This is a genomic window from Nocardioides mesophilus, from assembly GCF_014395785.1.
Classification (GTDB): domain Bacteria; phylum Actinomycetota; class Actinomycetes; order Propionibacteriales; family Nocardioidaceae; genus Nocardioides_B; species Nocardioides_B mesophilus.
Genome location: NZ_CP060713.1, coordinates 2884191 through 2908409, shown reverse-complemented (window position 1 = coordinate 2908409; position 24219 = coordinate 2884191). Strand labels below are relative to the sequence as shown.

Below are 24219 nucleotides of genomic sequence, written 5' to 3'. Positions count from 1 at the left end.
GCGAGCGCGGTCACCGGGTTGTTGCAGGATGGCCCGCATGTCGTACGACGTCGCGCGTGTCCGTTCCGCGTTCCCTGCCCTGCGGCTGGGAGCCGCCCACTTCGACGGCCCCGGCGGCTCCCAGGTGCCGCAGGTGGTGGCCGACGCGGTCGCCGCCACGATGACCGGAGGGCTCGCCAACCGGGGCACGGTCACCGAGGCCGAGCAGCGCGCCGAGGCGGTGGTCCGGGCTGCCCGGGCCGCGGTCGCGGACCTGTTGGGCGCGGAGCCGGGCGGGGTGGTCTTCGCCCGGTCGATGACCCAGGCGACGTTCGACCTGGCCCGGACGCTGGCGGCCTCCTGGGGTCCGGGCGACGAGGTGGTGGTGACCCGGCTCGACCACGACGCCAACATCCGACCCTGGGTGATCGCCGCGCAGGCCGTGGGCGCCGAGGTGCGCTGGGTCGACTTCGACAAGGAGAGCGGCGAGCTCACGGTCGCCGACGTCGAGGCGGTGCTCTCCGAGCGGACCCGGCTGGTGGCGGTGACCGCCGCGTCCAACCTGATCGGCACCCGGCCCGACGTGCCGGCGATCGTGCAGGCCGCGCACGCGGTGGGTGCGCTGGTGCACGTCGACGGCGTGCACCTCGTCCCGCACGCACCGGTCGACGTGACCGCGCTGGGCGCCGACTTCTTCGCCTGCTCCCCCTACAAGTTCTTCGGCCCGCACCACGGGGTGACGGTCGCCGACCCGGCGGTGTGGGAGCGGCTGCAGCCGGCCAAGCTGCTGCCCTCGAGCGGCGCGGTGCCGGAGCGCTTCGAGCTCGGCACGCTGCCCTACGAGCTGCTGGCCGGCACGACGGCGGCCGTGGACTTCATCGCCGACCTGGCGGCGCCGGCGGACCTGACGCGCCGCGAGCGGGTGCTGGCCTCGATGGCCGCCGCCGAGGAGCACGAGGAGCGGCTGTTCGCCCGGCTGCTGGACGGCCTGTCGGCGCTGCCGCGGGTCACCCTGCACGGCTCGCCCCGACGACGTACGCCGACGGCGCTGTTCTCCGTAGAGGGGTTCACGCCGGCGGAGGTGCACGCCGCTCTGGCCGCGCGCGGGGTGAACGCACCGGCGAGCAGCTTCTACGCGCTCGAGGCCTCCCGCTGGATGGGCCTGGGGGATGCGGGAGCCGTGCGCGCCGGCCTGGCGCCGTACACCGACGAGGCCGAGGTGGACCGGCTCGTCGCCGGGGTGGCCGAGCTCGCCGGCTGAGCCCGGGCCGCGGATCAGCGGGGCCCGTGGCCCCGGTGGTCCGGCCCGCCGCGGTGACCCTGGGGCTTCCGGGCTGGCGCGTGCCCGTGATGCTTCGCCGCAGCCGGACCGGCGTGGTCGACCTGGTGCCCGAGCCCGAGAGCCCGTCCGTGACCGTTCCCCCGGCGGGAGGCGGGCGGCGGCGCCGGGTGCTCGCCGTCGTGGCCGCGGCCCTTCGTGCGCGGCGCCGGGCGGGCGTGGCCGGACGCAGCGGCGGGGGCCGCGACGGTGACCACCGCGGGGGCGGCACCGCTGGGGCGGCTCGGGCCTGGCTCCCGGGGCACGGGCGAGGCGGCGGCCGTCGCCGGCGTGCCGGCCCCCTCGGCGGCCGGAGCGGGCGACGGTGGCGGGGCGGAGATCGCCCCGAGCACGTAGGAGCCGGGGACGCCCACCAGCGCGAGCGCCGCCAGCCCGAGCGCGAACCGCTTCATGTCTCCACTCCTCGTTCGGACCGGTCTCACCCGTCCGTTGTCGCGTAGCGGCGCCGCGAACAGCACGGCACCAGGACCCTGGTACCCCGTCCCGGCGATCTTGTAGCGCCGCCTAGGCTGCCCGGGTGCGCATCGCCACCTGGAACGTCAACTCGGTCCGCTCCCGCATCGACCGGGTCGAGGCGCTGCTCGTCCGCCACGAGATCGACGTGCTGGCACTGCAGGAGACCAAGGCCCGCGACGACCAGTGGCCGGTGATGGGCCTGGAGGCGATGGGATACGAGGTGGCGACGCTCGGCCACGACCAGTGGAACGGCGTGGCCATCGTGTCGCGGGTCGGCCTCGACGACGTACAGCCCGGGTTCGAGGGCATGCCGCAGTGGGGCGACCCGCTGGCCTCCGAGGCGCGCGCGCTCGGCGCCACCTGCGGCGGGGTGCGGATGTGGTCCCTGTACGTCCCCAACGGCCGTGCCCTCGGCGACCCGCACCTCGACTACAAGCTGGCCTGGCTCTCGGCGTTGCGCGAGGCCGCCCGCGGCTGGCTCGACGACGACCCGACCGCCCAGGTGGCGCTCGCCGGGGACTGGAACATCGCGCCGCTCGACGAGGACGTCTTCGACATCACCCGGTTCGCGCGCAGCACCCACGTCTCCCCCGCCGAGCGGGCCGCCTTCACCGCCGTGCTCGACGCCGGGTACGTCGACCTGGCCCGCGAGCACACGCCGGGGCCGGACGTCTTCACCTACTGGGACTACTACCGGCAGCGCTTCGAGCGCAACCGTGGCATGAGGATCGACTTCGTCCTCGGCTCCCCCGCCCTCGCGCAGCGGGTGACCGGTGCCGCGGTGGACCGCGACGAGCGCGCCGGCAAGGGCGCCAGCGACCACGCGCCGGTGATCGTCGACCTCGACTGAGGTCTGCGCGCGGCAGCCGCCCGTCGAAAACGGCTCGTCGCCGCGGCGACCTCGCTGCGATCCTGGGGTGGTGCCGATGAAGCCGCGGGTGCCCGCCGTGCTGCGGGACGAGCCGCAGTACCGGCTGCTGTTCAGCAGCCAGGTGCTCTCCATCCTCGGCGACCGGGTGACCTCGGTGGTGCTGCCGTTCGCGGTGCTCTCCGTCGGCGGCCGGGTCGGTGACGTCGCACTGGTCTCGGCCGCGCAGTTCCTCCCGTTCGCGCTGCTGGCGCTGCCGGCCGGCGTCTGGGCCGACCGGTGGGACCGCAAGCGGATCCTGGTCGTCTCCGACGTGGTCCGGCTCCTCTGCCAGCTCACCGCCGGCACCCTGCTGCTCACCGGTGGAGCCGGCGTCGGGCACCTGGCCGTGCTGGCGGCGGTCTACGGCGCGGCCGACGCGTTCTTCGCGCCCGCCTTCACCGGGTTGCTGCCGTCGACGGTCAGCCCGCTGAACCTCCAGCCCGCGAACGCGTTGCGGGGCTTGAGCTTCTCCACCGCGGCGATCGCCGGGCCCGTGCTGGCCGGCCTCCTCGTGACCTTCGCCGGCGGCCCGGGCGGCGCGCTGCTGTTCGACGCCGCCAGCTTCGTGGTGTCCGTCGCGCTGCTGCTGCCGTTGCGTCCGCGGGTGGTCTCGGCGGTGCTGCACGAGGAGGATCCGGTGGCCAGCACCGACCACTTCTGGACGAGTCTGCGCGAGGGGTGGGCCGAGGTGACCGGTCGTCCGTGGCTGGTCTCGTTCCTGTCCGGGATGGCGGTCTACCACGTCGTGGTGCTGCCGGCGGTGTTCGTGGTGGGCCCGGTGATCGCCGACACCGAGATGTCCGGGGCAAGCTCCTGGGCGATCATCAGCACCGGCTTCGGGCTCGGCTGCGTGCTGGGCGACCTGGTGTTCCTGCGGTGGCGGCCGCGCTTCGCGCTGCGGGTGGCCGCGCTGATGCTGGTCGGCGCCTCGACGCAGGCCGCGATCATCGGCAGCGGTCTCGGCCACTGGGCCATCGGCGGCCTGGAGCTGCTGGCCGGGATCTGCGTGACCGGCTGCTTCACGCTGTGGGAGACCACGCTGCAGGAGCACGTGCCGGAGCGGTCGCTCTCGCGGGTGTCGAGCTACGACTACCTCACCAGCGCCGGGTTGATCCCGCTGGGCAACCTGCTGGTCGGGGCGGCCGGCGCCGCGGTCGGGGTGCACCCGACGCTCTACGCGATGAGTGTGCTGGCGATCGGGTACGCCGCCGTGGTCGCCTCGCTGCCCTCGGTGCGGCAGCTGACGAGGGGCGTGCCCGCGCCGGTGGCGTGACGGGCACCCACGCCGCGACCCGCTCCCGGGTGCCGCCTCCCCGGAACTGTCGGTGCGGGTCGGCATCCTCGAGGCATGGACATCGGTACGACGCTCTCCCTGCTCGTCACGCTGCTGACCGGCGTGCTCCTCGGCGTCGTGGTCGGCGTGCTGTTCGTGCGGGGGCGCGCGTCCGGCCACGACGCGGCGGTCGGGCAGCGCGCCCTGGAGTCGCGGGCCGCCGACCACGCCGTGGTTCGGGAGAGCCTCGACCGGCTGCACGACCAGATGCGCGACCTCGAGCACCACCGGGTCTCGTGGCAGAGCCAGCTGCGGCAGCAGGTCGACGAGGTCCGGCACTCCACCGAGGCGCTGCGACGCGAGACGACCTCGCTGTCCACCGCGCTGCGCAAGCCGCAGGTCCGCGGCCGGTGGGGCGAGCTGCACCTGCGTCGCGTGGTCGAGCTCGCCGGGCTGGTCGCCCGGTGCGACTTCGACGAGCAGGTCTCGGTGCGCAGCGACGACGGGCTGCTGCGCCCGGACCTCGTCGTCCACCTCGCCGGGGACAAGCACGTGGTCGTGGACGCCAAGGTGCCGCTGGACGCCTTCCTGGACGCCACCTCGGCCGAGGACGACGAGGAGCGGGACGCCCACCTGCGCCGGCACGCGCGCCAGCTGCGGCAGCACGTCGACGCGCTGAGCGGCAAGGCCTACTGGCGCTCGCTGCCGGGGACCCCCGAGTTCGTGGTTCTCTTCGTGCCCGGCGAGTCGTTCCTCTCGGCGGCCCTCGAGGCCGAGCCCTCCCTGATGGAGCACGCGGCCGCGCGCCAGGTGGTGCTGGCGACCCCGACGACGCTGATCGCGATGCTGCGCACGGTCGCGCACGCGTGGACCCAGGAGGCGTTGGCCGACAAGGCACGGGAGATCCACGAGCTCGGCCGTGAGCTGCACACCCGGCTGGCCTCGATGGGCGGACACCTCGACAAGCTGGGCCGGTCGCTGACCGGCGCGGTGACGTCCTACAACAAGGCGGTCGGCTCGCTGGAGACCCGGGTGCTGGTCTCCGCCCGCAGGTTCACCGAGCTGGGCCTGACCGAGGCCGAGCTGGACTCCCCGGGGGTGGTGATCGAGGCGCCGCGACCGCTCAGCACGGCCGAGCTGCTCGACGCGGTGGCCGAGCCACGCTCGGAGCTCGCCCTGGGTGCGGTGGGCGAGGAGCCAGGCCCGCGACGAAGCGCGTGACGGCGCGGCGCGTCGCAGGGCGCAACGACCCGTCGCGCCCTACCGTGGCGGCGTGAGCAGCGCGCGCACGCCCCGGAGGACACTCTGGGAGGAAGGGCGCCATCCCGGCCGCCTGGTTCGGACCGTCGCGGTGACGGCCCTGCTCCTCACCGCGTTCATCGACGTGCTGCTCAGCGAGCAGCTCTCGCTCCTCTTCGACGTCGTCTTCGTCGCGCTCTGCCTGGCCGCCGCGCTCGCGGTGCGGCCGCGCGACTTCTTCATCGTCGGGGTGCTGCCGCCGCTGATGATGTTCGGCGTCGTCCTGCTGCTGTCGTTCGTCTCCCGTGACGTCGTCGCGGAGCCGGGCGACGGGGTCGTCCAGGCCGTCGTCTCCGGGCTCGCCCATCACGCCGGCGCGCTGGTGACCGGCTACCTCCTGACCTTCTTCGTGCTCGCGGTGCGCCAGGCAGTGCTGCGCAACGGCGGCACCATCCGCGCCGCCGGCCGGCGGTCACCGCGTCCGGCGGCCAGCCGCTCCCCCGCCCGTCCGGGGGCGAACCGCTCCCCGGCCCGCCCGACGAACCGCGTCGCGGAGCCGGTGCCGGCGCCGAGGCCCGACCTCACCGACGGGACCCCACCGGACACCGTCGAGCTGCCGCCGCAGCGGACCGGCTCCGGCGCCCGCCTGCACGGCTGAGCGACCGCCGGCGGCTGCCTGCGGCGCCCCGCAGCTGCCCATTTCCGCGACCTGCGGCTGCGCACCCGGCTCGGGGAACAGAACCGCCCGTCCGCGGCTGCTGAGGCAGCCACGCACGGGCGCGGTGGTTCTGGAGCCGGACCATCCCCACAGGGCAGCAGAGCTGCCGCGGGTCTGGCTCAGCGGGTGCGCGAGGCCGAGGAGAAGTTGGCCGCGCTGTGCGGGCGACCGGAGCCGGCGGCCGCGGCCGGACGGCTCGGACGGCCACCGCCCTGCGCGCCACCGGACGCCTGCGACCGGCCGGCCGAGGAGCCCTGGGAGCGGCCGGAGCCGCCCTGGCCCGTCGACCCCTTCGCGCCGCCGTTGCCGGCACCGTTGCCGCGTCCCGCTCCACCGGAGCGGCGGCGACGCGTGCCGGTGCCCGCCGGTCGCTCGGAGCCGCTGCCCCCGCGACCGGCCTGCGGCACGACCACCGTCTCCACCGGCGGCAGCTCGCGCCGCTCACCGGGGGCGATCACGGTCAGCACCGGGTGGCCGGGCTGCACGCGGGTGATGGTCGGCTTGATGCCGGCCTTGCGGGTCAGGTCACGCACGTCGGAGACCTGCGCGTCGAGCATCATCGTCACGACGGTGCCGTCGGCACCGGCGCGGGCGGTGCGACCGGAGCGGTGCAAGTAGGCCTTGTGCTCGACCGGCGGGTCGGCGTGCACCACCAGCCCGACGTCGTCGATGTGGATGCCGCGGGCGGCGATGTCGGTGGCCACGAGGGTGGTCGCGGAGCCGGAGGAGAACGACGCGAGGTTCCGGGTGCGTGCGTTCTGGGAGAGGTCGCCGTGCAGCTCGACGGCGGGGACGCCGCGCGCGTTCAGCTGGCGGGCCAGCGTCTTCGCGCCGCGCTTGGTGCGGGTGAACAGCACCGTGCGGCCGGGCGCCGAGGCCAGGTCGGTGATGATGCTCAGCCGCGAGTCCTTCTCGACGTGCAGCACGTGGTGGGTCATCGTCGAGATCGGGGACTGCGCGGTGTCGACGCTGTGCACGACCGGGTTGCTCAGGTACCGCTTCACCAGCACGTCCACGCCGGCGTCGAGCGTGGCCGAGAAGAGCAGCCGCTGGCTGCCGCCGGGCGTGCGGTCCAGGATCCGGCGTACGACCGGCAGGAAGCCCAGGTCGGCCATGTGGTCGGCCTCGTCGAGCACGGTGATCTCGATGCCCGACAGGTCCGCGTGGCCCGAGCGCAGGTGGTCCTCGAGGCGGCCGGGGCAGGCGATCACGACGTCGACGCCGGAGCGCAGCGCGGCGATCTGCGGGTTGGGGCGGACCCCGCCGAAGATGGTGAGGGTGCGCAGGCCGGCCACCTTGGCCAGCGGCGCGAGCGCGGCCTCGATCTGGCTGGCCAGCTCACGGGTCGGCGCCAGCACGAGCGCACGCGGCTTGCGGGCGCCGCGGGCGGCGTGGGAGCCGGCGAGCCGGGCGACCAGGGGAAGCAGGAAGGCGTAGGTCTTGCCCGAGCCGGTACGGCCGCGGCCGAGGACGTCGCGACCGGCGAGCGAGTCGGGAAGCGTCGCGCTCTGGATCGGGAACGGGCTGGTGATCCCGGCCGCGGCCAGGGACTCCACGAGCATCGGCGGGACGCCGAGCTCGGCGAAGCCGGTGGCCTGGACGGGCGCAGGGGACTGCGTGGGGCGGGATGCCGCCATGAGGGAACTCCGAAAGCTAGAAGGTCGTCCTGCCCGGCGCGGATCTGGCCCGCGGCGCTCGGTGGATGACGAGGTGAAGAAGCGGCCCGAGGCAGAACTGATGGGGCCGCTGTGACCAGAGTACGGCACCGGCGTGTCCGGCGGTGCCAGGATCCCGGTGAGACCGGTCACCCGCCCAGCGGTGGGTCAGGAGGAGGCCTGGGCCGCGGCGCGCATGTCGCGACGCAGCTCCGGGGGCAGCGCGAAGATCAGCGACTCCTCGGCGGTGTGCACCGCCTGGGCGTCCGGGTAGCCACGCTCGGCCAGGAACGCGAGCACGCCGTCGACCAGCTCCTCGGGCACCGAGGCGCCGGAGGTGACGCTGACCGTGCCGACGCCCTCGAGCCAGGCCTCGTCGATCTCGGTGGCGTCGTCCACGCGGTACGCCGCCTTCGCGCCGGCCTCCAGCGCGACCTCGACCAGCCGCACCGAGTTCGAGGAGTTGCCCGAGCCGACCACGATCACGAGGTCCGCGGAGCGGGAGATCTCCTTGATCGCCATCTGCCGGTTCTGGGTGGCGTAGCAGATGTCGTCCGACGGTGGGTCGAGCAGCTCGGGGAAGCGCTCGCGGATCGCATCGACGATCGTCATGGTCTCGTCGACCGACAGCGTGGTCTGCGAGAGCCAGGCGACCTTGCCGGGGTCGCGGACCTCCAGGGTCGCCACGTCCTCCGGGGTCTGCACCAGGATGATGTGCTCCGGCGCCTCCCCGGCGGTGCCCTCGACCTCCTCGTGGCCGGCATGACCGATGAGCAGGATGTCGTAGTCGTCGCTGGCGAACCGGCGCGCCTCGTGGTGCACCTTGGTCACCAGCGGGCAGGTGGCGTCGATCGTCTTGAGCGAGCGCTGCTCGGCCTGGTGGTGCACCTCCGGGGAGACGCCGTGCGCGGAGAACACCACGGTGGCGCCCTCGGGCACCTCGTCGAGCTCCTCGACGAACACCGCGCCGCGGGACTCCAGGTTCGAGACCACGTGCTTGTTGTGGACGATCTGCTTGCGCACGTAGACCGGGGCGCCGTACAGGTCCAGCGCCTTCTCCACGGTGATCACGGCGCGATCGACGCCGGCGCAGTAGCCGCGCGGCGCCGCCAGCAGCACCGAACGGTCGCCCGCGGGGTCGAGGCTGCTCGGATCGAGGACAGGGGGCATCCCCAGATCGGACGTGCTCATGCGCCCATCGTAGGCGCTGGGTCGTAAGGTGCCGGGCAGTGCGGCGGCGCAGGGCCGACCGCGCGGATCGCGTCACATGCGGAGAGGAGGCGGGTCACGTGGGCCTGGAGACCTCCCCGGAGAAGCCGGCGCCGGTGCGCCAGATCGCGAACCTGATCTCCGGCTGGGTGGACCGGCTCGGCGCGATCTGGGTCGAGGGTCAGGTCGCGCAGCTGTCACGGCGGCAGGGCATGAACACCGTCTTCCTCACCCTGCGCGACCCGGTCGCCGACGTGTCGATCTCCGTCACCTGCTCGCGCCTGCTGTTCGACTCGCTGAACCCGCCGCTGGTCGAGGGCGCCGGCGTCGTGGTGCACGCCAAGCCGTCCTACTACGCCAACCGCGGCACGCTGTCGCTGCGCGCCAACGACATCCGGATGGTCGGTCTCGGCGAGCTGCTGGCCCGCATCGAGCGGCGGCGGCAGCTGCTGGCCGCCGAGGGGCTCTTCGCCGCCGAGCTCAAGCGGCCGCTGCCGTTCCTGCCCCGCAGGATCGGCCTGATCACCGGCGGCGGCTCTGCCGCGGAGCGCGACGTCCTCGAGGTGGCCCGCCGCCGCTGGCCCGCGGTCGACTTCCGCGTCGTGCACACCGCGGTCCAGGGCACCCAGGCGGCGGCCGAGATCATGTCCGCGCTCGACCGGCTCGACCACGACCCCGAGGTCGACGTGATCGTCATCGCCCGCGGCGGCGGCTCGGTGGAGGACCTGCTGCCGTTCAGCGACGAGGGCCTGGTCCGGGCGGTCGCCAAGGCGCGTACGCCGGTGGTCTCCGCGATCGGCCACGAGCCGGACAGCCCCCTGCTCGACCTGGTCGCCGACCGGCGGGCCGCGACCCCCACCGACGCGGCCAAGACGATCGTGCCGGACGTCGCCGAGGAGATGGAGCGGGTGCGGCACGCCCGTGACCGGCTCCGCGCGCACCTGTCCACCTACCTCTCGCGCGAGCAGCACCTGCTCGACGCGATCCGGGCCCGGCCCAGCCTCGCCGACCCGACCCGCCACCTCGACGACCGGTCCCTGGAGGTCGACCAGCTGCGCGACCGGGCCCGGCGCACGCTGCACCACCAGCTCGACCGGGCCGGCAACGACCTCGGGCACCAGCTGGCCCGGGTGCGCAGCCTCTCGCCGCTCGCCACGCTGAGCCGCGGCTACGCCGTCGTCCAGGACGCGGAGGGGCACGTCGTCACCTCGGTCGACACGGTCGGCAAGGGGAAGACCGTCCGGATCCGGGTCGCGGACGGTCGGATCAGCGCGCGGGTCACCAGCACCACCCCCGATCCGGTCGAGCAGCCGGCCACCGACGCCTCCGGAGGAGACACCGATGAGTGAGACCACGTCCACCAGCCCCGAGCTCACCTACGAGCAGGCGCGGGAGGAGCTCATCGAGGTGGTCCGCCGGCTCGAGTCCGGAGGCACCGACCTCGAGGAGTCGCTGGCGCTGTGGGAGCGCGGCGAGGAGCTGGCCCGCACCTGCCAGGGCTGGCTCGACGGCGCCCGCAAGCGGCTCGACGCGGCGCTGTCCCAGGGAGACGCGGAGCAGCCGGAGTAGCCGGACCCGCCGGCTTGCCGACTCAGCCGAGTCAGCGCAGCGTCGTCGCGAACGTCGCGAGCTCCTCGACCGGCACCTCGTCGCCCACCAGCAACGTGGTGGTGTCGCCGGCGTCCCGGACGATGGCGACGTCGCCGCCGGCGTCGGACCAGCGCGACCAGGTCTGCCCGCCGACGCGCACCGGCTTGCCCCGGACGGCCGCCTCGTCGACGTACGTCTCGACCATCGAGCTCACCGACGAGCCTGACTGCTCGAGCCCGACGTAGCGCCCTTCGGCGTCGAGCATCCCGAGGTGCCAGCGCGGCTTGACCCCGTCGACGTAGTCGACCGTGGTCGCCCGCCAGCCCGGCGCCAGCGCGGCCGGCGCGACCAGGTCGAAGGTGGCCTGCTTGCGCGCGAACTGCGCGACCTTGGCGTAGTCGACGTCGCGCACCGGGCTCGGCGGGTCGGTGCTGTTCAGCTCGCGGAGGGTGACGAAGCCGCCGACGACGGCGATCAGCACGATCATCGCGCCCACCATGCCGGTCGCCGAACGCTGGTAACGGCCTGCCTGTCCACTCACGTGTCCCATTGTCCCAGCGGCCCCCTAGGCTGCGCCGGTGCCCCTTGCCGTGCTCGACGCGGTCGCCGTGCTCACGCTCGTCGCCCTGCTCGCCGTCGCGTTCGCGCACCCCTCGCAGTGGTGGGAGGGGACGGCCGGCGTGGCGGCCGCCGCCCTGATGCTGGCGATCGGAGCCGTCGACCTGCCCGCCGCACGCGAGCAGGTGCTGCAGCTGCTGCCCGTGGTGCTGTTCCTGTGCGCGATCCTGGTGGTGGCGACGCTGTGCGCGGCCGAAGGCGTGTTCCGCACCCTCGGCGCGCTGCTGTCCGCCCGGGCGGGCGGTTCTCCGGTGCGGATGCTGACCTGGACCTTCCTCACCGCCGCGGTCACCACCGCGGTGCTCAGCCTGGACGCGACCGTGGTGCTGCTGACCCCGGTGGCGGTGCTGGCCGCGACCGGCAGCCGGCTGCGCTCCCGGCCGGTGGCCTACGCCTGCGCACGGCTGGCGAACTCCGCCTCGCTGCTGCTGCCGGTCTCGAACCTGACGAACCTGCTGGCGATGCCGGCCCTTGGGCTGACCTTCCACGAGTTCGCGGTGCGGATGGCGCCCGCCTGGGCGGCGGTGCTGGCCGTCGAGTACGTCGGCCTCCGCGTGTTCTTCCGCCGGGAGCTGGCCGAAGGCCGATCGACCGGCAGCCCGGCGACCGTCGAGCGGACCGAGCAGGAGTGGGCGGAGCGCGACGAGGTCGACGAGGTCGTGGAGCCCGCGCCCGTCGTCGCGCTGGCCGTCGTGGCGCTGATGCTGGTCGGCTTCGCGGTGGGCTCCCCGCTCGGGGTGGAGCCCGCGTGGGTGGCGGGAGCCGCAGCCGCGGTCCTGGCGGCGCACGCGCTGCGCCGCCGGGTCGTCCGGCCGGCGACGGTGCTGCGCGCCTCGCACCTGCCGTTCGCGTTGTTCGTCCTGGGGCTGGGCGTGGTGGTGGCCGCCCTGGTCGACGGCTTCCTCGGCGACCTGGTGGGCGGCCTCCTGCCCGCCGGCGACGGCCTGGCCTCGCTGCTGCTGGTCGCGCTGCTGGCCACCGTGCTGGCCAACCTCGTCAACAACCTGCCGGCGACGCTGCTGCTGGTGCCGCTGGTCGCGCCGCTGGGCGGCACCGCGCTGCTCGTCGCGCTGGTCGGGCTCAACGTCGGCTCCGGCCTGACCTACCCCGGCTCGCTGGCCAACCTGCTCTGGCGGCGCAGCATGACCACGCTCGGGCCGGCGCCGCGAGCCGCCGAGTTCCACCGGCTCGCGGCGCTGGTGACACCACCGGCGGTGCTGGCCGGGGTGGTCGTGCTCTGGGCGCTCGGCTGACCGGCCGCGACGCCGTACCGCATGTGCGGGTCATCTCTCGCCAAAAGAACCGCAGATGCGGCACACTGGCCCGATGAGTGACTACCGGATCGTCGAGGCGGCGGAGCTTCTCGGGGTCAGCGACGACACCCTGCGGCGCTGGATCGACGCCGGCCGGGTGACGGCCTCCTCCGACTCCGCGGGGCGCACCCGCATCGCCGGCGCGGACCTGGCGCGGCTGGCCAGGTCCCTGGCGGAGACCGACGACTCCGGCGCCACGCGGGCGAGCGCGGTCAGCGCCCGCAACCGCATGCGCGGCATCGTCACCGAGGTCAAGAAGGACCCCGTGATGGCGCAGGTCGAGCTGGTCTGCGGGCCCTACCGGATCGTGTCGCTGATGAGCAGCGAGGCCGCCGACGAGCTGCGCCTCGAGCCGGGCGTGGTCGCGATCGCGTCGGTGAAGTCCACCAACGTCGTCGTGGAGCTCCCGTGAGCCGCGCGAGGCGCAGCGGCCGCCGGCTGGCCGCCCTGGCTCTGGGCGTGACGCTGGTCGCCGCGCTGGCCGGCTGCGGCGGCGGGTCGGAGACGGGCGGCCCGGGGACGGCAGCAGGCACCGACCAGGGCGAGGGCCGGCTGAGCGGCGAGCTCACCGTGCTCGCCGCCGCCTCGCTGACCGAGACCTTCACCGAGCTCGCGCGCACCTTCGAGGACGCGCACCCCGGCACCACCGTCTCGGTCTCCTTCGACTCCAGCGCCACCCTCGCCGAGCAGGTCCTCCAGGGCGCCCCCGCCGACGTCCTCGCCACCGCGGACCAACGCACGATGGGGACCGTCGTGGACGGCGACGCCGTGGCCGGCTCGCCCCGGGTCTTCGCCACCAACCGGCTCGCGCTCGTGGTGCCGGCAGACAACCCCGCCGGGATCAGCACGTTCGCCGACCTGGACCGGCCCTCGGTCGACTACGTGGTGTGCGTGCCGTCCGCGCCGTGCGGTGCGCTGACCACGACGGTGCTGCAGGAGCAGGACATCACCCACCCGCCGGCCAGCGAGGAGGTCGACGTCAAGGCGGTGCTCAGCAAGGTCGAGCTCGACGAGGCCGACGCGGGCATCGTCTACACCACCGATGCGGTCGCCGCCGGTGACAAGGTGCGGGCCATCGAGGTGCCGGGCGCCGACCGGACCAGCACCGTCTACCCCATCGCCGTGCTCTCCGGCTCCGCGGAGCCCGCGCTGGCCCGGGCCTGGGTGCAGCTGGTCCTCTCCGCCGACGGGCAGCGGGTCCTGCGCGCCGCCGGCTTCGGGACGCCGTGACCCGGCAGGAGGCCGCCCTGGGCCGGGCGCCGCTGCGGCTGGTGCTCCCGGCGGTGCTCGCGGTCACCTTCCTCGCCGTGCCGCTGCTGGCGCTGCTGGTGCGCACCCCGTGGTCCGACCTCGGGGTCCGGCTCACCGACCCCGCGATCCTCGACGCGCTCCGGCTCTCGGTGCTCACCTCCACCGCGGCGGTCGTGCTGGTCACGCTGGTCGGGGTGCCGCTGTCGTGGCTGCTGGCCCGGGCCGAGTTCCGCGGACGGTCGCTGGTGCGGGCCCTGGTGATCGTGCCGCTGGTGCTGCCGCCGGTGGTCGGCGGCGTGGCGCTGCTCTCCGCCTTCGGCCGTCGCGGCGTGGTCGGCGGCCCGCTCTACGACGCGTTCGGGATCTCGCTGCCGTTCACCACCGCCGCCGTCGTGGTCGCGCACGCCTTCGTCGCGCTGCCGTTCTTCGTGCTCAGCGTGGAGGGGGCGCTGCGGGCCACGAACCGGGAGTACGACGTCGTGGCGGCCACGCTAGGCGCCAGCCGGTGGACCACGTTCCTCCGGGTCTCGCTGCCGTTGGCCGGCCCGGGGCTGCTCGCCGGCCTGGTGCTGAGCTGGGCCCGGGCGCTGGGCGAGTTCGGGGCCACCATCACCTTCGCCGGCAACTACCCGGGCACCACCCGCACCATGCCCAACGCGATCTACGTCGCCCTGCAGTCGGACCCGGACGCGGCGATCGTGCTCAGCGTGATCCTGATGGTGGTCTCGGTGGCGGTGCTCGCCCTGCTCCGGGAGCGCTGGTTCGACCAGGCCGTCCAGGGGGCCCGCGGCTGATGAGCCCGAACGAGTCCGGCCCGGCCCGGCTGGACGCGCACGTCGTCGTACGGCGTCCCGGCCACACCGTCGACGTCCGGTTGACCGCCGAGCCCGGCGACGTGATCGCGGTGATCGGCCCGAACGGCGCCGGGAAGTCCACGCTGGTGCGGGCGCTGGCCGGGATCGTGCCGCTCAGCGAAGGGCACGTGCGGGTGGACGGGCAGCTGTGGGAGGGCGAGCGGGGCCGCCGCCTCGAGGCGCGGCACCGGCGGGTCGGCATGGTGTTCCAGTCCGACCTGCTGTTCCCGCACCTGACCGCGCTGGGCAACGCGGCGTTCGGCCCCCGCAGCCGCGGCGTCGGCCGCCGTACCGCTGAGGCGACCGCCCAGTCCTGGCTCGACCGGCTGGGCATCGGTGACCTCGCCCGGCGCCGCCCCCACCAGCTCTCCGGCGGGCAGGCGCAACGGGTCTCGATCGCCCGGGCCCTGGCCGGCGAGCCCGGTCTGCTGCTGCTCGACGAGCCGCTGTCGGCCCTCGACGTCGGCGTCGCGATGGCGCTGCGGATCGAGCTCGCCCGGCACCTCGCCGACTTCCCCGGGGTCGCGGTGCTGGTCACCCACGACGCCCTGGACGCGATGACCCTGGCCAACCGGGTGCTGGTCCTCGAGGACGGCGCGGTCGCCCAGGAGGGCAGCCCGACCGAGGTGGCCACCGCGCCCCGCACCGACCACGTCGCCCGGCTCGTCGGGCTCAACGTGCTCCGCGGGCTCAGCGAGGGGACCCTGGTCCGGCTCGACGACGGCTCGGTCCTGGTCACCACCACCCCGGCGCACGGTCCGGTGAGCGCCTGCTTCAGCCCGGCGGCGGTGACGCTCACCCCGGAGCAGCCGGCCGGGTCGGCGCGCAACCGGTGGCGGGCCCCGATCGCCTCGGTCGCACCGCACGGCGAGGCGGTCCGGGTGCACCTCGAGGGCCCGGTCGGGCTGATCGCGGACGTCACGCCCGCGTCGGCCACCGGACTCGGCCTCGTGCCCGGACGGGAGGTCTGGGCGTCGGTGAAAGCCACCGAGGTGAGGGTCTACACGGCGATCTGAGCGCGGTACCCTCGGCCCATGTCTGACGCCCCGCACCTCTCGACCGGTCTCGACGCCCCCAACGAAGCCCCCGACCGGAACCTCGCGCTCGAGCTCGTCCGGGTCACCGAGGCGGCGGCGATGGCGGCCGGCCGGTGGGTCGGCCGGGGCGACAAGAACGGCGCCGACGGCGTGGCGGTCAACGCGATGCGCACGCTGATCTCCACCGTCGGCATGCGCGGCGTGGTGGTGATCGGCGAGGGCGAGAAGGACAACGCCCCGATGCTGTTCAACGGCGAGGAGGTCGGCGACGGCACCGGACCGGAGTGCGACGTGGCGGTCGACCCGATCGACGGCACCACCCTGGCGGCCAAGGGCATGGCCAACGCGATCGCGGTGATGGCGGTGGCACCCCGCGGGTCGATGTACGACCCGTCCGCGGTGTTCTACATGGAGAAGCTGGTCACCGGCCCGGAGGCGGCCCATGCCGTCGACATCCGCAACCCGGTCGCCGAGAACATCCACCAGGTCGCCAAGGCCAAGGGCAGCGAGCCCGGTGACGTCACCGTGGTGCTGCTCGACCGGCCGCGCCACGACCAGCTCGCCCAGGAGATCCGCGAGACCGGGGCCCGGATCAAGTTCATCTCCGACGGCGACGTGGCCGGCGCGATCATGGCGGCCCGGGCCGGCACCGGCATCGACCTGCTCCTCGGCATCGGCGGCACCCCCGAGGGGATCATCGCGGCCTGCGCGATGAAGTGTCTCGACGGCGTCATCCAGGCCCGGCTCTGGCCCAAGGACGACGAGGAGCGCCAGCGCGCCATCGACGCCGGCCACGACCTGGACCGGGTGCTGACCACCGACGACCTGGTCAGCGGTGACGACGTCTTCTTCGTCGCCACCGGCATCACCGACGGCGAGCTGATGCAGGGCGTGCGCTACCGCGCCGGTGGCGCGAGCACCCACTCGCTGGTGATGCGCTCACGCAGCGGCACGATCCGCTCGATCGTCTCCGAGCACAAGCTCCGCAAGCTCAAGTCCTACGCCGCCGTCGACTTCGACCACTAGCCGTCCCGGCCCCGTTCCCGACCGCGAGGGAGACTCCCAGGTGAGCAGCAGCCCGTACGTCGTCGCCGGGGAGGCCCTGGTCGACATCGTCGTCCCGGCCGAGGGCGGCGAGGAGCACGCCCCGGGCGGGTCGCCGCTCAACGTCGCGGTCGGCCTGGCCCGGCTGGGCGTGGACACCGTGCTGATCACCGAGCTCGGTGACGACGAGCACGGCAAGCTGACCGCCGAGCACGCCGTCGGCAGCGGAGTGGTGCTGCACGAGCAGTCGGTGCTCCCCGGCCACCGGACCAGCACCGCGACGGCCCACCTCGGCCACGACCGGGCGGCCACCTACGACTTCGACCTGACCTGGGACATCGGTGCCCGGCAGCTGCCGGCCGGTGCCCGCGGGCTGCACGTCGGCTCGATCGGCGCCTCGCTGCGGCCCGGCCGCGAGAACGTCGTGGACCTGGTCCGCCAGGCTGCCGCGGCAGGGCTGCTGGTCTCCTTCGACCCCAACGCCCGGCCGGCCTTCCTCCCCGAGCCCGAGCAGGCCTTCGAGGACCTGCTGGAGGTCGCCGCGTTCGCCCAGCTCGTGAAGCTGAGCGACGAGGACGTCGAGCACCTGGCGCCCGGCCGCTCGCCGGCCGACCTCGCCGCCGGGCTGCTCGAGCACAGCGCCACCACCCGGCTGGTGGTGGTCACCCACGGCGGCACCGCCGCGGAGGCCTACACCCGCACCGAGACGGTGCGGGTGCCGTCCCGACCGGTCGAGGTCGTGGACACGGTCGGCGCCGGCGACTCGTTCATGGCGGCGCTGATCGCGACCGTGCTCGAGTGGGGCATCGACGACCACTCCCGGGAGCGCCTCGAGGCGCTGCTCACCGCGGCGCACCAGGTCGCCGCGCTCACGTGCGGGCGCCGGGGGGCTAACCCACCGACACGTCGGGAACTGCCCTCAGGCTGGCCTGCCGGGTGACCTGACGGGCCCTCCGGGCCCGGTGATCAGCCAGCGAGGCCGCCACGATGTCGAGGACCACCGGGTCGAAGGCCATCCCGAGGTGGCTGGTGCGCACCTCGACGGTGTCGGCCTGCGGGTCCAGGCAGCCGCGCCAGTCGATGATCCCGTCGCGGCGGGAGAACACCGAGGTGAACGCGACGTCGTGCGGCAGCGGCGTGCGCGACTGCTCCCAGCTCAGCTGGGCGCACTCCCCCGACGTGCAGTCCTCGCCCATCATCTTGCCGAAGCCGGCGCGCTGGAGGCGCACCAGCACGGCCAGGTCCAGCAGCAGCAGCCGGTGCGCGGCGCCGGGGGCCAGCAACGGGCTGCCCAGCGTCACGATGCTCTCGACGAGGTCGGGGCGGCGGGCCGCGACGCCGCGGGCGAGCAGGCCGCCCAGGCTGTGCCCGACGATCGAGACCCGGCGGCTGCGCCTGGTCGCCACCGCCTCGATGCGCTGCTCCAGCGACTCGAAGGCCGCCTGCGTGCAGCCGACGTTGGCGTGCATCGTGGAGCGGTAGGTCCGGTGCCCGAGCTGGCGCAGGTGCCGGCTCATCAGCGACAGAGTGCCGTCGCCCGCCATGAAGCCGGGCACCAGCACGACCGGCTCCAGGCCGGGCTCGGGATGGCGCAGGGCGTACGGCGTGTCCGAGCGTGCCCACCGCTGACGGGCGCTGCGGCCGACGAGCCGGGCGGCCTCCGCGACGGCGCTCCCCTCCCGGGCGATGGCCCGCAGCCCCCGGGGCCCGGCGTACCCCGGCGGGCAGAGGAAGGTCGCCATCGGTGTTCCCATGATGTGACGGTAACCACATCCGACCACTTTCAATCTTCTGAACACCCAATCGTGATCTCGTCCGTCCGAAATGGCGGCTGGATGGGGCCGGAAGACCCTAGGACTGGTCCAGCCCGGTCCGGCCGCGGCACCGGACCGCTGACCCAGGGCCGCTGCCACCGGGCGTCCCGCGCGGCGTAAACTCACCGGTAACCTGCCGCCGAGGAGAGGTTCCGCGCCACGATGTCGAGCGCCACCGAAGACCCGTCCACCCGGCCCACCGGCCCGTCCCCGGAGCGGTTCGTCACGGTCGCCGACGGCATCGAGCTGTGCTACCAGACCTTCGGCGACCCCGCGGACGAGCCGATCCTGCTGGTCATGGGACTCGGTGGTCCGATGACGTGGTGGGACCCCGACTTCTGCTCGATGCTGGCCGAGCACGGCTTCCACGTGATCCGCTACGACAACCGCGACACCGGCCGGTCGAGCCGGGTCCGTGGCCGGATCACCCGCTCGGGCATCGTGCGGGCGTTCATGGGCCGCGGCGGCCCGCCGCCGTACACCCTGACCGACATGGCCGAGGACGGCTTCGCGCTGCTGGACCACCTCGGTCACGCGGCCGGCCACGTCGTCGGCATCTCGATGGGCGGCATGATCGCGCAGACGATGGCGCTGCACCGTCCCGAGCGGGTGCTGTCGCTGACCTCCATCATGTCCACCACCGGCCGGCGCACGGTCGGCTGGCAGGACCCCCGGCTGATGCCGTTGCTGCTCGCCCGACGCGCCAACGGCAAGGCGGCGTACGTCGAGTCCTCCGCCCGCCTCTGGCGGGTGATCGGGTCACCGCTCTACCCCGACACGGTCGAGGAGGTGCAGGCGCGGGCGGCCGAGACCTGGGACCGCGGGGTCAGCGCGTCCGGCGTCGCCCGGCAGATGGTCGCCATCCTCGCCCAGCCGGACCGCAGCCGGAGCCTGCGTGAGGTGAAGGTGCCGACGCTGGTGATCCACGGCCTCGACGACCGGATGGTGCACGTCTCCGGGGGCCGCGCAACGGCGCAGTCGGTCCCCGGCGCCGAGCTGCTGCTGGTCCCGGGGATGGGTCACGACGTGCCCGCCGAGCTGCACCGGACCTTCGTGGAGGCGATCGTGCGCAACGCCCGCCGCGCCGGCGAGCACTCGGAGCCCCGCGACTGATCCGACCGCGAGGTCTCCCCGATCAGTCCTGGTCCGGGATCGCGACCAGCAGCTCCTCCAGCGCGTCGGAGAGGTAGCCGACCAGGTTCCACACGTCCGGCACCATCTCCCGGCAGGCGATCAGCCCGAAGTCGAGGTGTCCGTCGTAGGAGAAGAGCGTGATGTTCAGCCCGCCGGTCATGTCGGTGACCGCGGAGATCGGGTAGATCCCCTTGACCCGGGCGCCGGCGATGTACAACGGCAACTGCGGGCCCGGGACGTTGCTGACGAACAGGTTGAACGGCAGCCCCGGCAGGGTGGCGAGGTGGAACAGCGCCCGCGCGGCCAGCCCCGACAGCGCGGTCGGAATCGCCGTGGACAGGTCCTGCAGCAGCGAGGCAGGCACCGCGTTGAAGTTCTTCTTCGCCTCCGTCATCGAGGCGCGCATCGCCTCCGCGCGGGCGACCGGGTCGGCGATGTGGGTCGGCATCACGGCCACCATCACCGAGACCTGGTTGCCCAGTGCACCCTGCTGGTCCTCGGTGCGCACCGAGACCGGGACGGCCGCGACCAGGGGCGCGCTGGGAAGCGAGTCGTGGTCGAGCAGCCACCGCCGCAGCGCTGAGGTGGTCAGCGTCATCACCACGTCGTTGACCGTCATCCCGAAGGCGTCCTTGACCCGCTTGACGTCGGCCAGCGGCACCGACCCGAAGGCGAACCTGCGGTGCGCGGTGATCGGCCCGTTCAGCGGCGTACGCGGCACCCGGAGGTTGTGGCCGTGCCCCTCAGGCGGGTGCTGGCCCACCAGCCGGCCGACCCGCCCCGCGACCGAGCTGACCAGGCTGACCCCGGGCACGTTCGCGGCCCCCGGCACCTGGTCGAGGTAGGTCAGCGACCGCGGCACCGTGCGGAGCAGCTCGAGCGGGCTGAACGCCAGCGACCGGACGCCGGTGCGGAGCAGGCTGAGCGTGGAGGGGATCCGGGTGCCGTCCGGGATCGGCTCGGGCTCGACCGGCCGCGGCTCGGGGTCGATGTCCATCACCACCTCGAGGATCTCGGCGCCGGAGACTCCGTCGATGGCCGAGTGGTGGATCTTGGTGTAGTAGGCGCCGCCGCCGCCCTCGAGCCCCGTGATGACGTAGGCCTCCCACAGCGGGCGCGACCGGTCCAGCGGACGGGCGTGGATCCGGGCCACCTGCTCGGCGAGCTGCTCCCGGGAGCCGGGCGCCGGCAGCGCCAGCTCGCGCAGGTGGAACTCGATGTCGAAGTGCGGGTCCTCGGTCCAGTAGGGCCGGCCCAGGCCCAGCGGCACCTCGACCAGCCGCCGGCGCAGCGGAGGCGCCAGGTGGATCCGGGCCTCCAGGACGTCGCGCACCATCTCCAGGCCCCAGTCGTCCCCGGGTCCGTCGCCGTCACGCACCGGGTCGAGCAGCACCAGGCTGCCGACGTGGCCGGTGGTGGTCGGTGACTCGACCATCAGGAACTGCGCGTCCAGGGCGCTCAGCTGTTCCATGCCTCAGTCATACCGCATGCCCGAAGGGCGCGGGATGCGAAGCCCGAACGGCGCCCCGGTTCCGGGCGGCGGACGGCGACATCACCGGTATGCGCCCTCCGTCCGGCTCAGGTTCGCCAAGTCGGTCCACGCGATCGCCCGTTTCGAGCTGGTGCAGGAGCTTCGGACCGGTTGCCAGCGGAGGAACCCTCAGTGTTGGCTTTGCCTCAGTGGGTCACGTCTGGCAGCAAGGTCCCCGTTGGAGGCCAAGATGGCTCGACTTCTCGGACGCCCGGTGGCGACGAGATCGCAGCGCAAGCAGCTCGCGGTCGCCGCGATCCTCGCCCTGATGGCCGCGTTGCTGGCCGCCTGTGGCGGCAGCAGCTCGGCAAAGCCCACGCTCAACTGGTACATCAACCCGGACACCGGCGGCCAGGACGCGGTGGCCAAGAAGTGCAGCACCGACCAGTACACGATCGCCACGCAGGTGCTGCCCACGGACGCGACCCAGCAGCGGATCCAGCTGGCCCGCCGGCTCGCCGCCTCCGACAGCAGCATCGACCTGATGAGCATCGACCCGCCGTACACCGCCGAGTTCGCGAACGCCGGCTACCTCGCGCCGATCGCCGACCGCTTCGCGGCGAAGCTGAAGAGCCAGTCGTTCAAGAGCGCGATCGCCGCGGCGACCTGGAAGGGCAAGCTCGTCGTGGCCCCGTTCTGGTCCAACACCCAGGTGCTCTGGTACCGCAAGTCGTTCGTGGACAAGGCCGGGATCGACATGAGCAAGCCGGTGACCTGGGACCAGCTGATCAAGGTCGCCTCCCAGAACGGCGGCACGGTCGCCGTCCAGGCCAACCGGTACGAGGGCTACGTGGTGTGGATCAACGCGCTCGTCTCCGGGGCCGGCGGCAGCCTGGTGCAGGACGCCGCCAAGGGCGTCGACGCCAAGATCACCATCAACTCCCCTGCCGGGGAGGACGCGGCCAAGGTGATCGAGGAGCTGGCCGGCTCCTCGGCCAAGCCGGCGGACCTCTCGGTGTCCACGGAGGGCACGGCGAGCACCACGTTCGGCTCGTCCAAGGGCGCCTTCATGGTGAACTGGACGTTCATCTGGCACAACTACGACGAGACCGACCCGGCCGTCGCGAAGGACATCGGCTACGCGATGTATCCCGAGACGGTGGCCGGTGAGCAGGCCCGGCCGCCGTACGGCGGGATCGGGATCGGGGTCAGCAGCTTCTCCAACCACATCGACCTCGCCACCAAGGCGATGGAGTGCATCACCTCCCCGGACAACCAGGGCATCAACGCGGAGCTCACCGGCAACATGCCCGCCAGCGCAGCCGGCTACGACTACCCGCCGCTGAAGAAGCTCTACCCGCCGGACCTGCTCGCCCTGTTCCAGAAGAGCCTGCAGGTGGCCGCCCCGCGTTCGGTGACGCCGTACTGGGGCGACATCTCCAGCGCGATCCTGAGCACCTGGCACTCCCCGACCAGCGTCAACGACCAGACCCCGCAGGAGTCCGCGACGTTCATCGAGCAAGTCCTGAAGGGAGACGCGTTGCTGTGACCACCGCAACCGCAGCCCGGCCGGTAACCGCCCGGCGCACCACGGACAGGTCAGCGGCGGAGAGCCGGCTGGCGACGAAGCTGGTGGCCCCCGCGGTCATCCTGATGCTGCTCGTCACCGCCTACCCGATGCTGCAGGCGCTCTACCTGTCGCTGTTCCGCTACCGGCTCACGACCCCCGGCGAGCGGGAGTTCGTCGGCCTCAACAACTACACCACCGCGCTGACCGACTCGCTGTTCTGGAACGACCTGTTCAACACGGTCGTCATCATGGTGGTCAGCGTCGCCGTCGAGCTGGTGATCGGCTTCGCGTTCGCGATGGTGATGCACAAGATCATCTTCGGCCGCGGGGTGATGCGGACCTCGATCCTGATCCCCTACGGCATCATCACCGTGGTCTCCGCGTTCGCCTGGCAGTTCGCCTTCAGCCTCAACAACGGCTTCGTGAACGGCTGGCTGAGCTGGTTGCCGTGGATCAGCCCCGACACCAACTGGTTCGGGTCGCACTGGCCGGCGATGTTCGCGATCATCGCCTCGGAGATCTGGAAGACGACCCCGTTCATGTCGCTGCTGCTGCTGGCCGGGCTCTCGCAGGTGTCCGAGGACATGCTGGAGGCCGCGCAGGTGGACGGCGCCACGTGGTTCCAGCGGCTCTACAAGGTGATCCTGCCGAACATGCGGGCGGCGATCATGGTCGCGGTCCTGTTCCGCGCCCTCGACGCCTTCCGGATCTTCGACAACATCTTCGTGATGACCAAGGGCGCCCAGAAGACGGAGTCCTCGTCGTTCCTGACCTACCGGCAGGTGATCGAGCAGTTCCAGCTCGGGATGGGCTCCGCGCTGTCGGTGCTGCTGTTCCTGAGCGTGCTGATCCTGGCGTTCGGGATCGTCAAGCTGTTCCGGGTCGACCTGGCGCAGGCACGAGGGGAGAGCTGATGAAGCAGAGGAGCGGGCTCGGGACCTGGGTGGGATTCGCGCTGATCCTCGTCTGGTGCCTGTTGCCGGTGGTGTGGATCATCTCGCTGTCGTTCAAGCCGGTGGCGGAGACCACCGTGGGCAGCCCGCAGTTCCTGCCGAAGACGTGGACCATCCAGAACTACAAGGACATCCTCGACAACCCGGACTTCCAGCACGCGCTGCTGAACTCGTTCGGCATCGCGCTGATCTCGACGGCGCTCGCGGTGGTCTTCGCGATGTTCTGCGCCTATGCCATCGCCCGGCTGGAGTTCCGCGGCAAGCGGCTGGTGCTCTCCCTGGCCCTCGCCATCGCGATGTTCCCGGTCGTGGCCCTGGTCGGTCCGCTGTTCGACCTGTGGCGCTCGATCGGGCTGTTCAACACCTGGCCGGGGCTGATCATCCCGTACATGTCGTTCACGCTTCCGCTGGCGATCTGGACCCTGTCGGCGTTCTTCCGCGAGATCCCCTGGGAGATGGAGCAGGCGGCGCAGGTGGACGGCGCCACCTCCTGGCAGGCGTTCCGCAAGGTGATCGTGCCGCTGGCCGCCCCCGGGGTCTTCACCGCCGCGATCCTGACGTTCTTCTTCGCCTGGAACGAGTTCGTGCTGGCGATCTCGCTGACGTCCACGACCGCCTCCCGCACCGTCCCGGCGCAGCTGTCGTACTTCGTCGGACCGGACCCGTTCAACCCGCCGTACTCACAGCTCGCGACCGCGTCCGTGATCGTCACCATCCCGGTGATCATCATCGTCCTGCTGTTCCAGCGTCGAATCGTCGCCGGACTGACCTCCGGCGCAGTGAAGGGTTGAC

General features: G+C 73.1%; 24 protein-coding genes. 18 read left to right on the top strand and 6 right to left on the bottom strand.

What is annotated here, in order from left to right:
- Window positions 1–37 precede the first annotated feature (37 nt).
- Window positions 38–1240: a cysteine desulfurase-like protein gene (locus tag H9L09_RS14085; RefSeq protein WP_187577523.1), complete on the top strand. Its 1203-nt coding sequence runs from the start codon at window positions 38–40 to the stop codon at window positions 1238–1240.
- A gap of 14 nt (window positions 1241–1254) precedes the next feature.
- Here H9L09_RS14085 and H9L09_RS14080 read toward each other — a convergent pair whose 3' ends face one another.
- Window positions 1255–1710 carry a hypothetical protein gene (locus H9L09_RS14080; RefSeq protein WP_187577522.1) on the bottom strand — a complete coding sequence of 152 codons (456 nt, stop codon included), beginning with the start codon at window positions 1708–1710 and terminating at the stop codon, window positions 1255–1257.
- A gap of 125 nt (window positions 1711–1835) precedes the next feature.
- On the opposite strand from H9L09_RS14080, the gene H9L09_RS14075 reads away from it, so the two are divergent.
- From H9L09_RS14075 to H9L09_RS14060, 4 genes are all read left to right on the top strand, one after another.
- On the top strand, window positions 1836–2624 hold the full coding sequence (locus H9L09_RS14075; protein ID WP_187577521.1) for an exodeoxyribonuclease III: 789 nt from the start codon (window positions 1836–1838) through the stop codon (window positions 2622–2624).
- Window positions 2625–2700: 76 nt separating this feature from the next.
- Window positions 2701–3957: an MFS transporter gene (locus H9L09_RS14070; RefSeq protein ID WP_246456531.1), complete on the top strand. Its 1257-nt coding sequence runs from the start codon at window positions 2701–2703 to the stop codon at window positions 3955–3957.
- A gap of 75 nt (window positions 3958–4032) precedes the next feature.
- Window positions 4033–5178: a DNA recombination protein RmuC gene (locus H9L09_RS14065; RefSeq protein WP_187577519.1), complete on the top strand. Its 1146-nt coding sequence runs from the start codon at window positions 4033–4035 to the stop codon at window positions 5176–5178.
- 52 nt (window positions 5179–5230) lie between these two features.
- Window positions 5231–5854, top strand: coding sequence for a DUF6542 domain-containing protein (locus tag H9L09_RS14060; protein ID WP_187577518.1), 624 nt, complete (start codon window positions 5231–5233; stop codon window positions 5852–5854).
- Between the two features lie 179 nt (window positions 5855–6033).
- On the opposite strand, the gene H9L09_RS14055 is transcribed toward H9L09_RS14060, so the two are convergent.
- Window positions 6034–7551 carry a DEAD/DEAH box helicase gene (locus tag H9L09_RS14055; RefSeq protein WP_187577517.1) on the bottom strand — a complete coding sequence of 506 codons (1518 nt, stop codon included), beginning with the start codon at window positions 7549–7551 and terminating at the stop codon, window positions 6034–6036.
- Window positions 7552–7737: 186 nt separating this feature from the next.
- Window positions 7738–8739 carry a 4-hydroxy-3-methylbut-2-enyl diphosphate reductase gene (locus tag H9L09_RS14050; protein WP_187580893.1) on the bottom strand — a complete coding sequence of 334 codons (1002 nt, stop codon included), beginning with the start codon at window positions 8737–8739 and terminating at the stop codon, window positions 7738–7740.
- Window positions 8740–8858: 119 nt separating this feature from the next.
- On the opposite strand from H9L09_RS14050, the gene xseA reads away from it, so the two are divergent.
- Both xseA and H9L09_RS14040 read left to right on the top strand, forming a co-directional pair.
- Window positions 8859–10127: an exodeoxyribonuclease VII large subunit gene (xseA, locus tag H9L09_RS14045; RefSeq protein WP_187577516.1), complete on the top strand. Its 1269-nt coding sequence runs from the start codon at window positions 8859–8861 to the stop codon at window positions 10125–10127.
- Window positions 10120–10347 carry an exodeoxyribonuclease VII small subunit gene (locus tag H9L09_RS14040; RefSeq protein ID WP_187577515.1) on the top strand — a complete coding sequence of 76 codons (228 nt, stop codon included), beginning with the start codon at window positions 10120–10122 and terminating at the stop codon, window positions 10345–10347. Before xseA ends, H9L09_RS14040 begins: the two co-directional genes overlap by 8 nt.
- Before the next feature lie 31 nt (window positions 10348–10378).
- Here the strand turns inward: H9L09_RS14040 and H9L09_RS14035 are convergent, their stop codons facing one another.
- Entirely contained in the window at window positions 10379–10909 is a 531-nt protein-coding gene (locus H9L09_RS14035) for a DUF4245 domain-containing protein (protein WP_187577514.1), read from the bottom strand.
- A gap of 37 nt (window positions 10910–10946) precedes the next feature.
- Between H9L09_RS14035 and H9L09_RS14030 the strand changes: the two genes are divergently transcribed.
- From H9L09_RS14030 to H9L09_RS14000, 7 genes are all read left to right on the top strand, one after another.
- Window positions 10947–12239: an SLC13 family permease gene (locus H9L09_RS14030; protein WP_187577513.1), complete on the top strand. Its 1293-nt coding sequence runs from the start codon at window positions 10947–10949 to the stop codon at window positions 12237–12239.
- A 73-nt stretch (window positions 12240–12312) separates the two neighbouring features.
- Window positions 12313–12711 carry a TOBE domain-containing protein gene (locus H9L09_RS14025; protein WP_187577512.1) on the top strand — a complete coding sequence of 133 codons (399 nt, stop codon included), beginning with the start codon at window positions 12313–12315 and terminating at the stop codon, window positions 12709–12711.
- Window positions 12708–13529: a molybdate ABC transporter substrate-binding protein gene (gene modA / locus H9L09_RS14020; protein WP_187577511.1), complete on the top strand. Its 822-nt coding sequence runs from the start codon at window positions 12708–12710 to the stop codon at window positions 13527–13529. Before H9L09_RS14025 ends, modA begins: the two co-directional genes overlap by 4 nt.
- Complete coding sequence (locus H9L09_RS14015) at window positions 13526–14344, top strand: ABC transporter permease (RefSeq protein WP_187577510.1); 819 nt, start codon at window positions 13526–13528, stop codon at window positions 14342–14344. The genes modA and H9L09_RS14015 overlap by 4 nt, the downstream gene beginning before the upstream one ends.
- On the top strand, window positions 14344–15420 hold the full coding sequence (locus tag H9L09_RS14010; RefSeq protein WP_187577509.1) for an ABC transporter ATP-binding protein: 1077 nt from the start codon (window positions 14344–14346) through the stop codon (window positions 15418–15420). The genes H9L09_RS14015 and H9L09_RS14010 overlap by 1 nt, the downstream gene beginning before the upstream one ends.
- 18 nt (window positions 15421–15438) lie before the next feature.
- The gene (gene glpX, locus H9L09_RS14005; RefSeq protein WP_187577508.1) at window positions 15439–16467 is read left to right on the top strand and encodes a class II fructose-bisphosphatase; all 1029 of its coding nucleotides are present in this window, start codon (window positions 15439–15441) and stop codon (window positions 16465–16467) included.
- A gap of 40 nt (window positions 16468–16507) precedes the next feature.
- On the top strand, window positions 16508–17425 hold the full coding sequence (locus H9L09_RS14000) for a carbohydrate kinase family protein (RefSeq protein WP_187577507.1): 918 nt from the start codon (window positions 16508–16510) through the stop codon (window positions 17423–17425).
- Here the strand turns inward: H9L09_RS14000 and H9L09_RS13995 are convergent.
- The gene (locus tag H9L09_RS13995; RefSeq protein WP_187577506.1) at window positions 17376–18239 is read right to left on the bottom strand and encodes an esterase/lipase family protein; all 864 of its coding nucleotides are present in this window, start codon (window positions 18237–18239) and stop codon (window positions 17376–17378) included. The two genes, H9L09_RS14000 and H9L09_RS13995, sit on opposite strands and share 50 nt — an antisense overlap.
- A gap of 222 nt (window positions 18240–18461) precedes the next feature.
- Between H9L09_RS13995 and H9L09_RS13990 the strand changes: the two genes are divergently transcribed.
- Entirely contained in the window at window positions 18462–19412 is a 951-nt protein-coding gene (locus tag H9L09_RS13990) for an alpha/beta fold hydrolase (RefSeq protein WP_187577505.1), read from the top strand.
- A 22-nt stretch (window positions 19413–19434) separates the two neighbouring features.
- Here the strand turns inward: H9L09_RS13990 and H9L09_RS13985 are convergent, their stop codons facing one another.
- Complete coding sequence (locus tag H9L09_RS13985; protein ID WP_187577504.1) at window positions 19435–20904, bottom strand: WS/DGAT/MGAT family O-acyltransferase; 1470 nt, start codon at window positions 20902–20904, stop codon at window positions 19435–19437.
- A 274-nt stretch (window positions 20905–21178) separates the two neighbouring features.
- On the opposite strand from H9L09_RS13985, the gene H9L09_RS13980 reads away from it, so the two are divergent.
- Genes H9L09_RS13980 through H9L09_RS13970 form a run of 3 tightly spaced genes read left to right on the top strand, consistent with a single transcriptional unit; the run spans window position 21179 to window position 24218 of the window.
- Window positions 21179–22453 carry an extracellular solute-binding protein gene (locus H9L09_RS13980; protein WP_187577503.1) on the top strand — a complete coding sequence of 425 codons (1275 nt, stop codon included), beginning with the start codon at window positions 21179–21181 and terminating at the stop codon, window positions 22451–22453.
- Window positions 22450–23388, top strand: coding sequence for a carbohydrate ABC transporter permease (locus H9L09_RS13975; RefSeq protein ID WP_246456021.1), 939 nt, complete (start codon window positions 22450–22452; stop codon window positions 23386–23388). Before H9L09_RS13980 ends, H9L09_RS13975 begins: the two co-directional genes overlap by 4 nt.
- Window positions 23388–24218, top strand: coding sequence for a carbohydrate ABC transporter permease (locus H9L09_RS13970; RefSeq protein WP_187577502.1), 831 nt, complete (start codon window positions 23388–23390; stop codon window positions 24216–24218). The genes H9L09_RS13975 and H9L09_RS13970 overlap by 1 nt, the downstream gene beginning before the upstream one ends.
- Window position 24219: the final 1 nt, after the last annotated feature.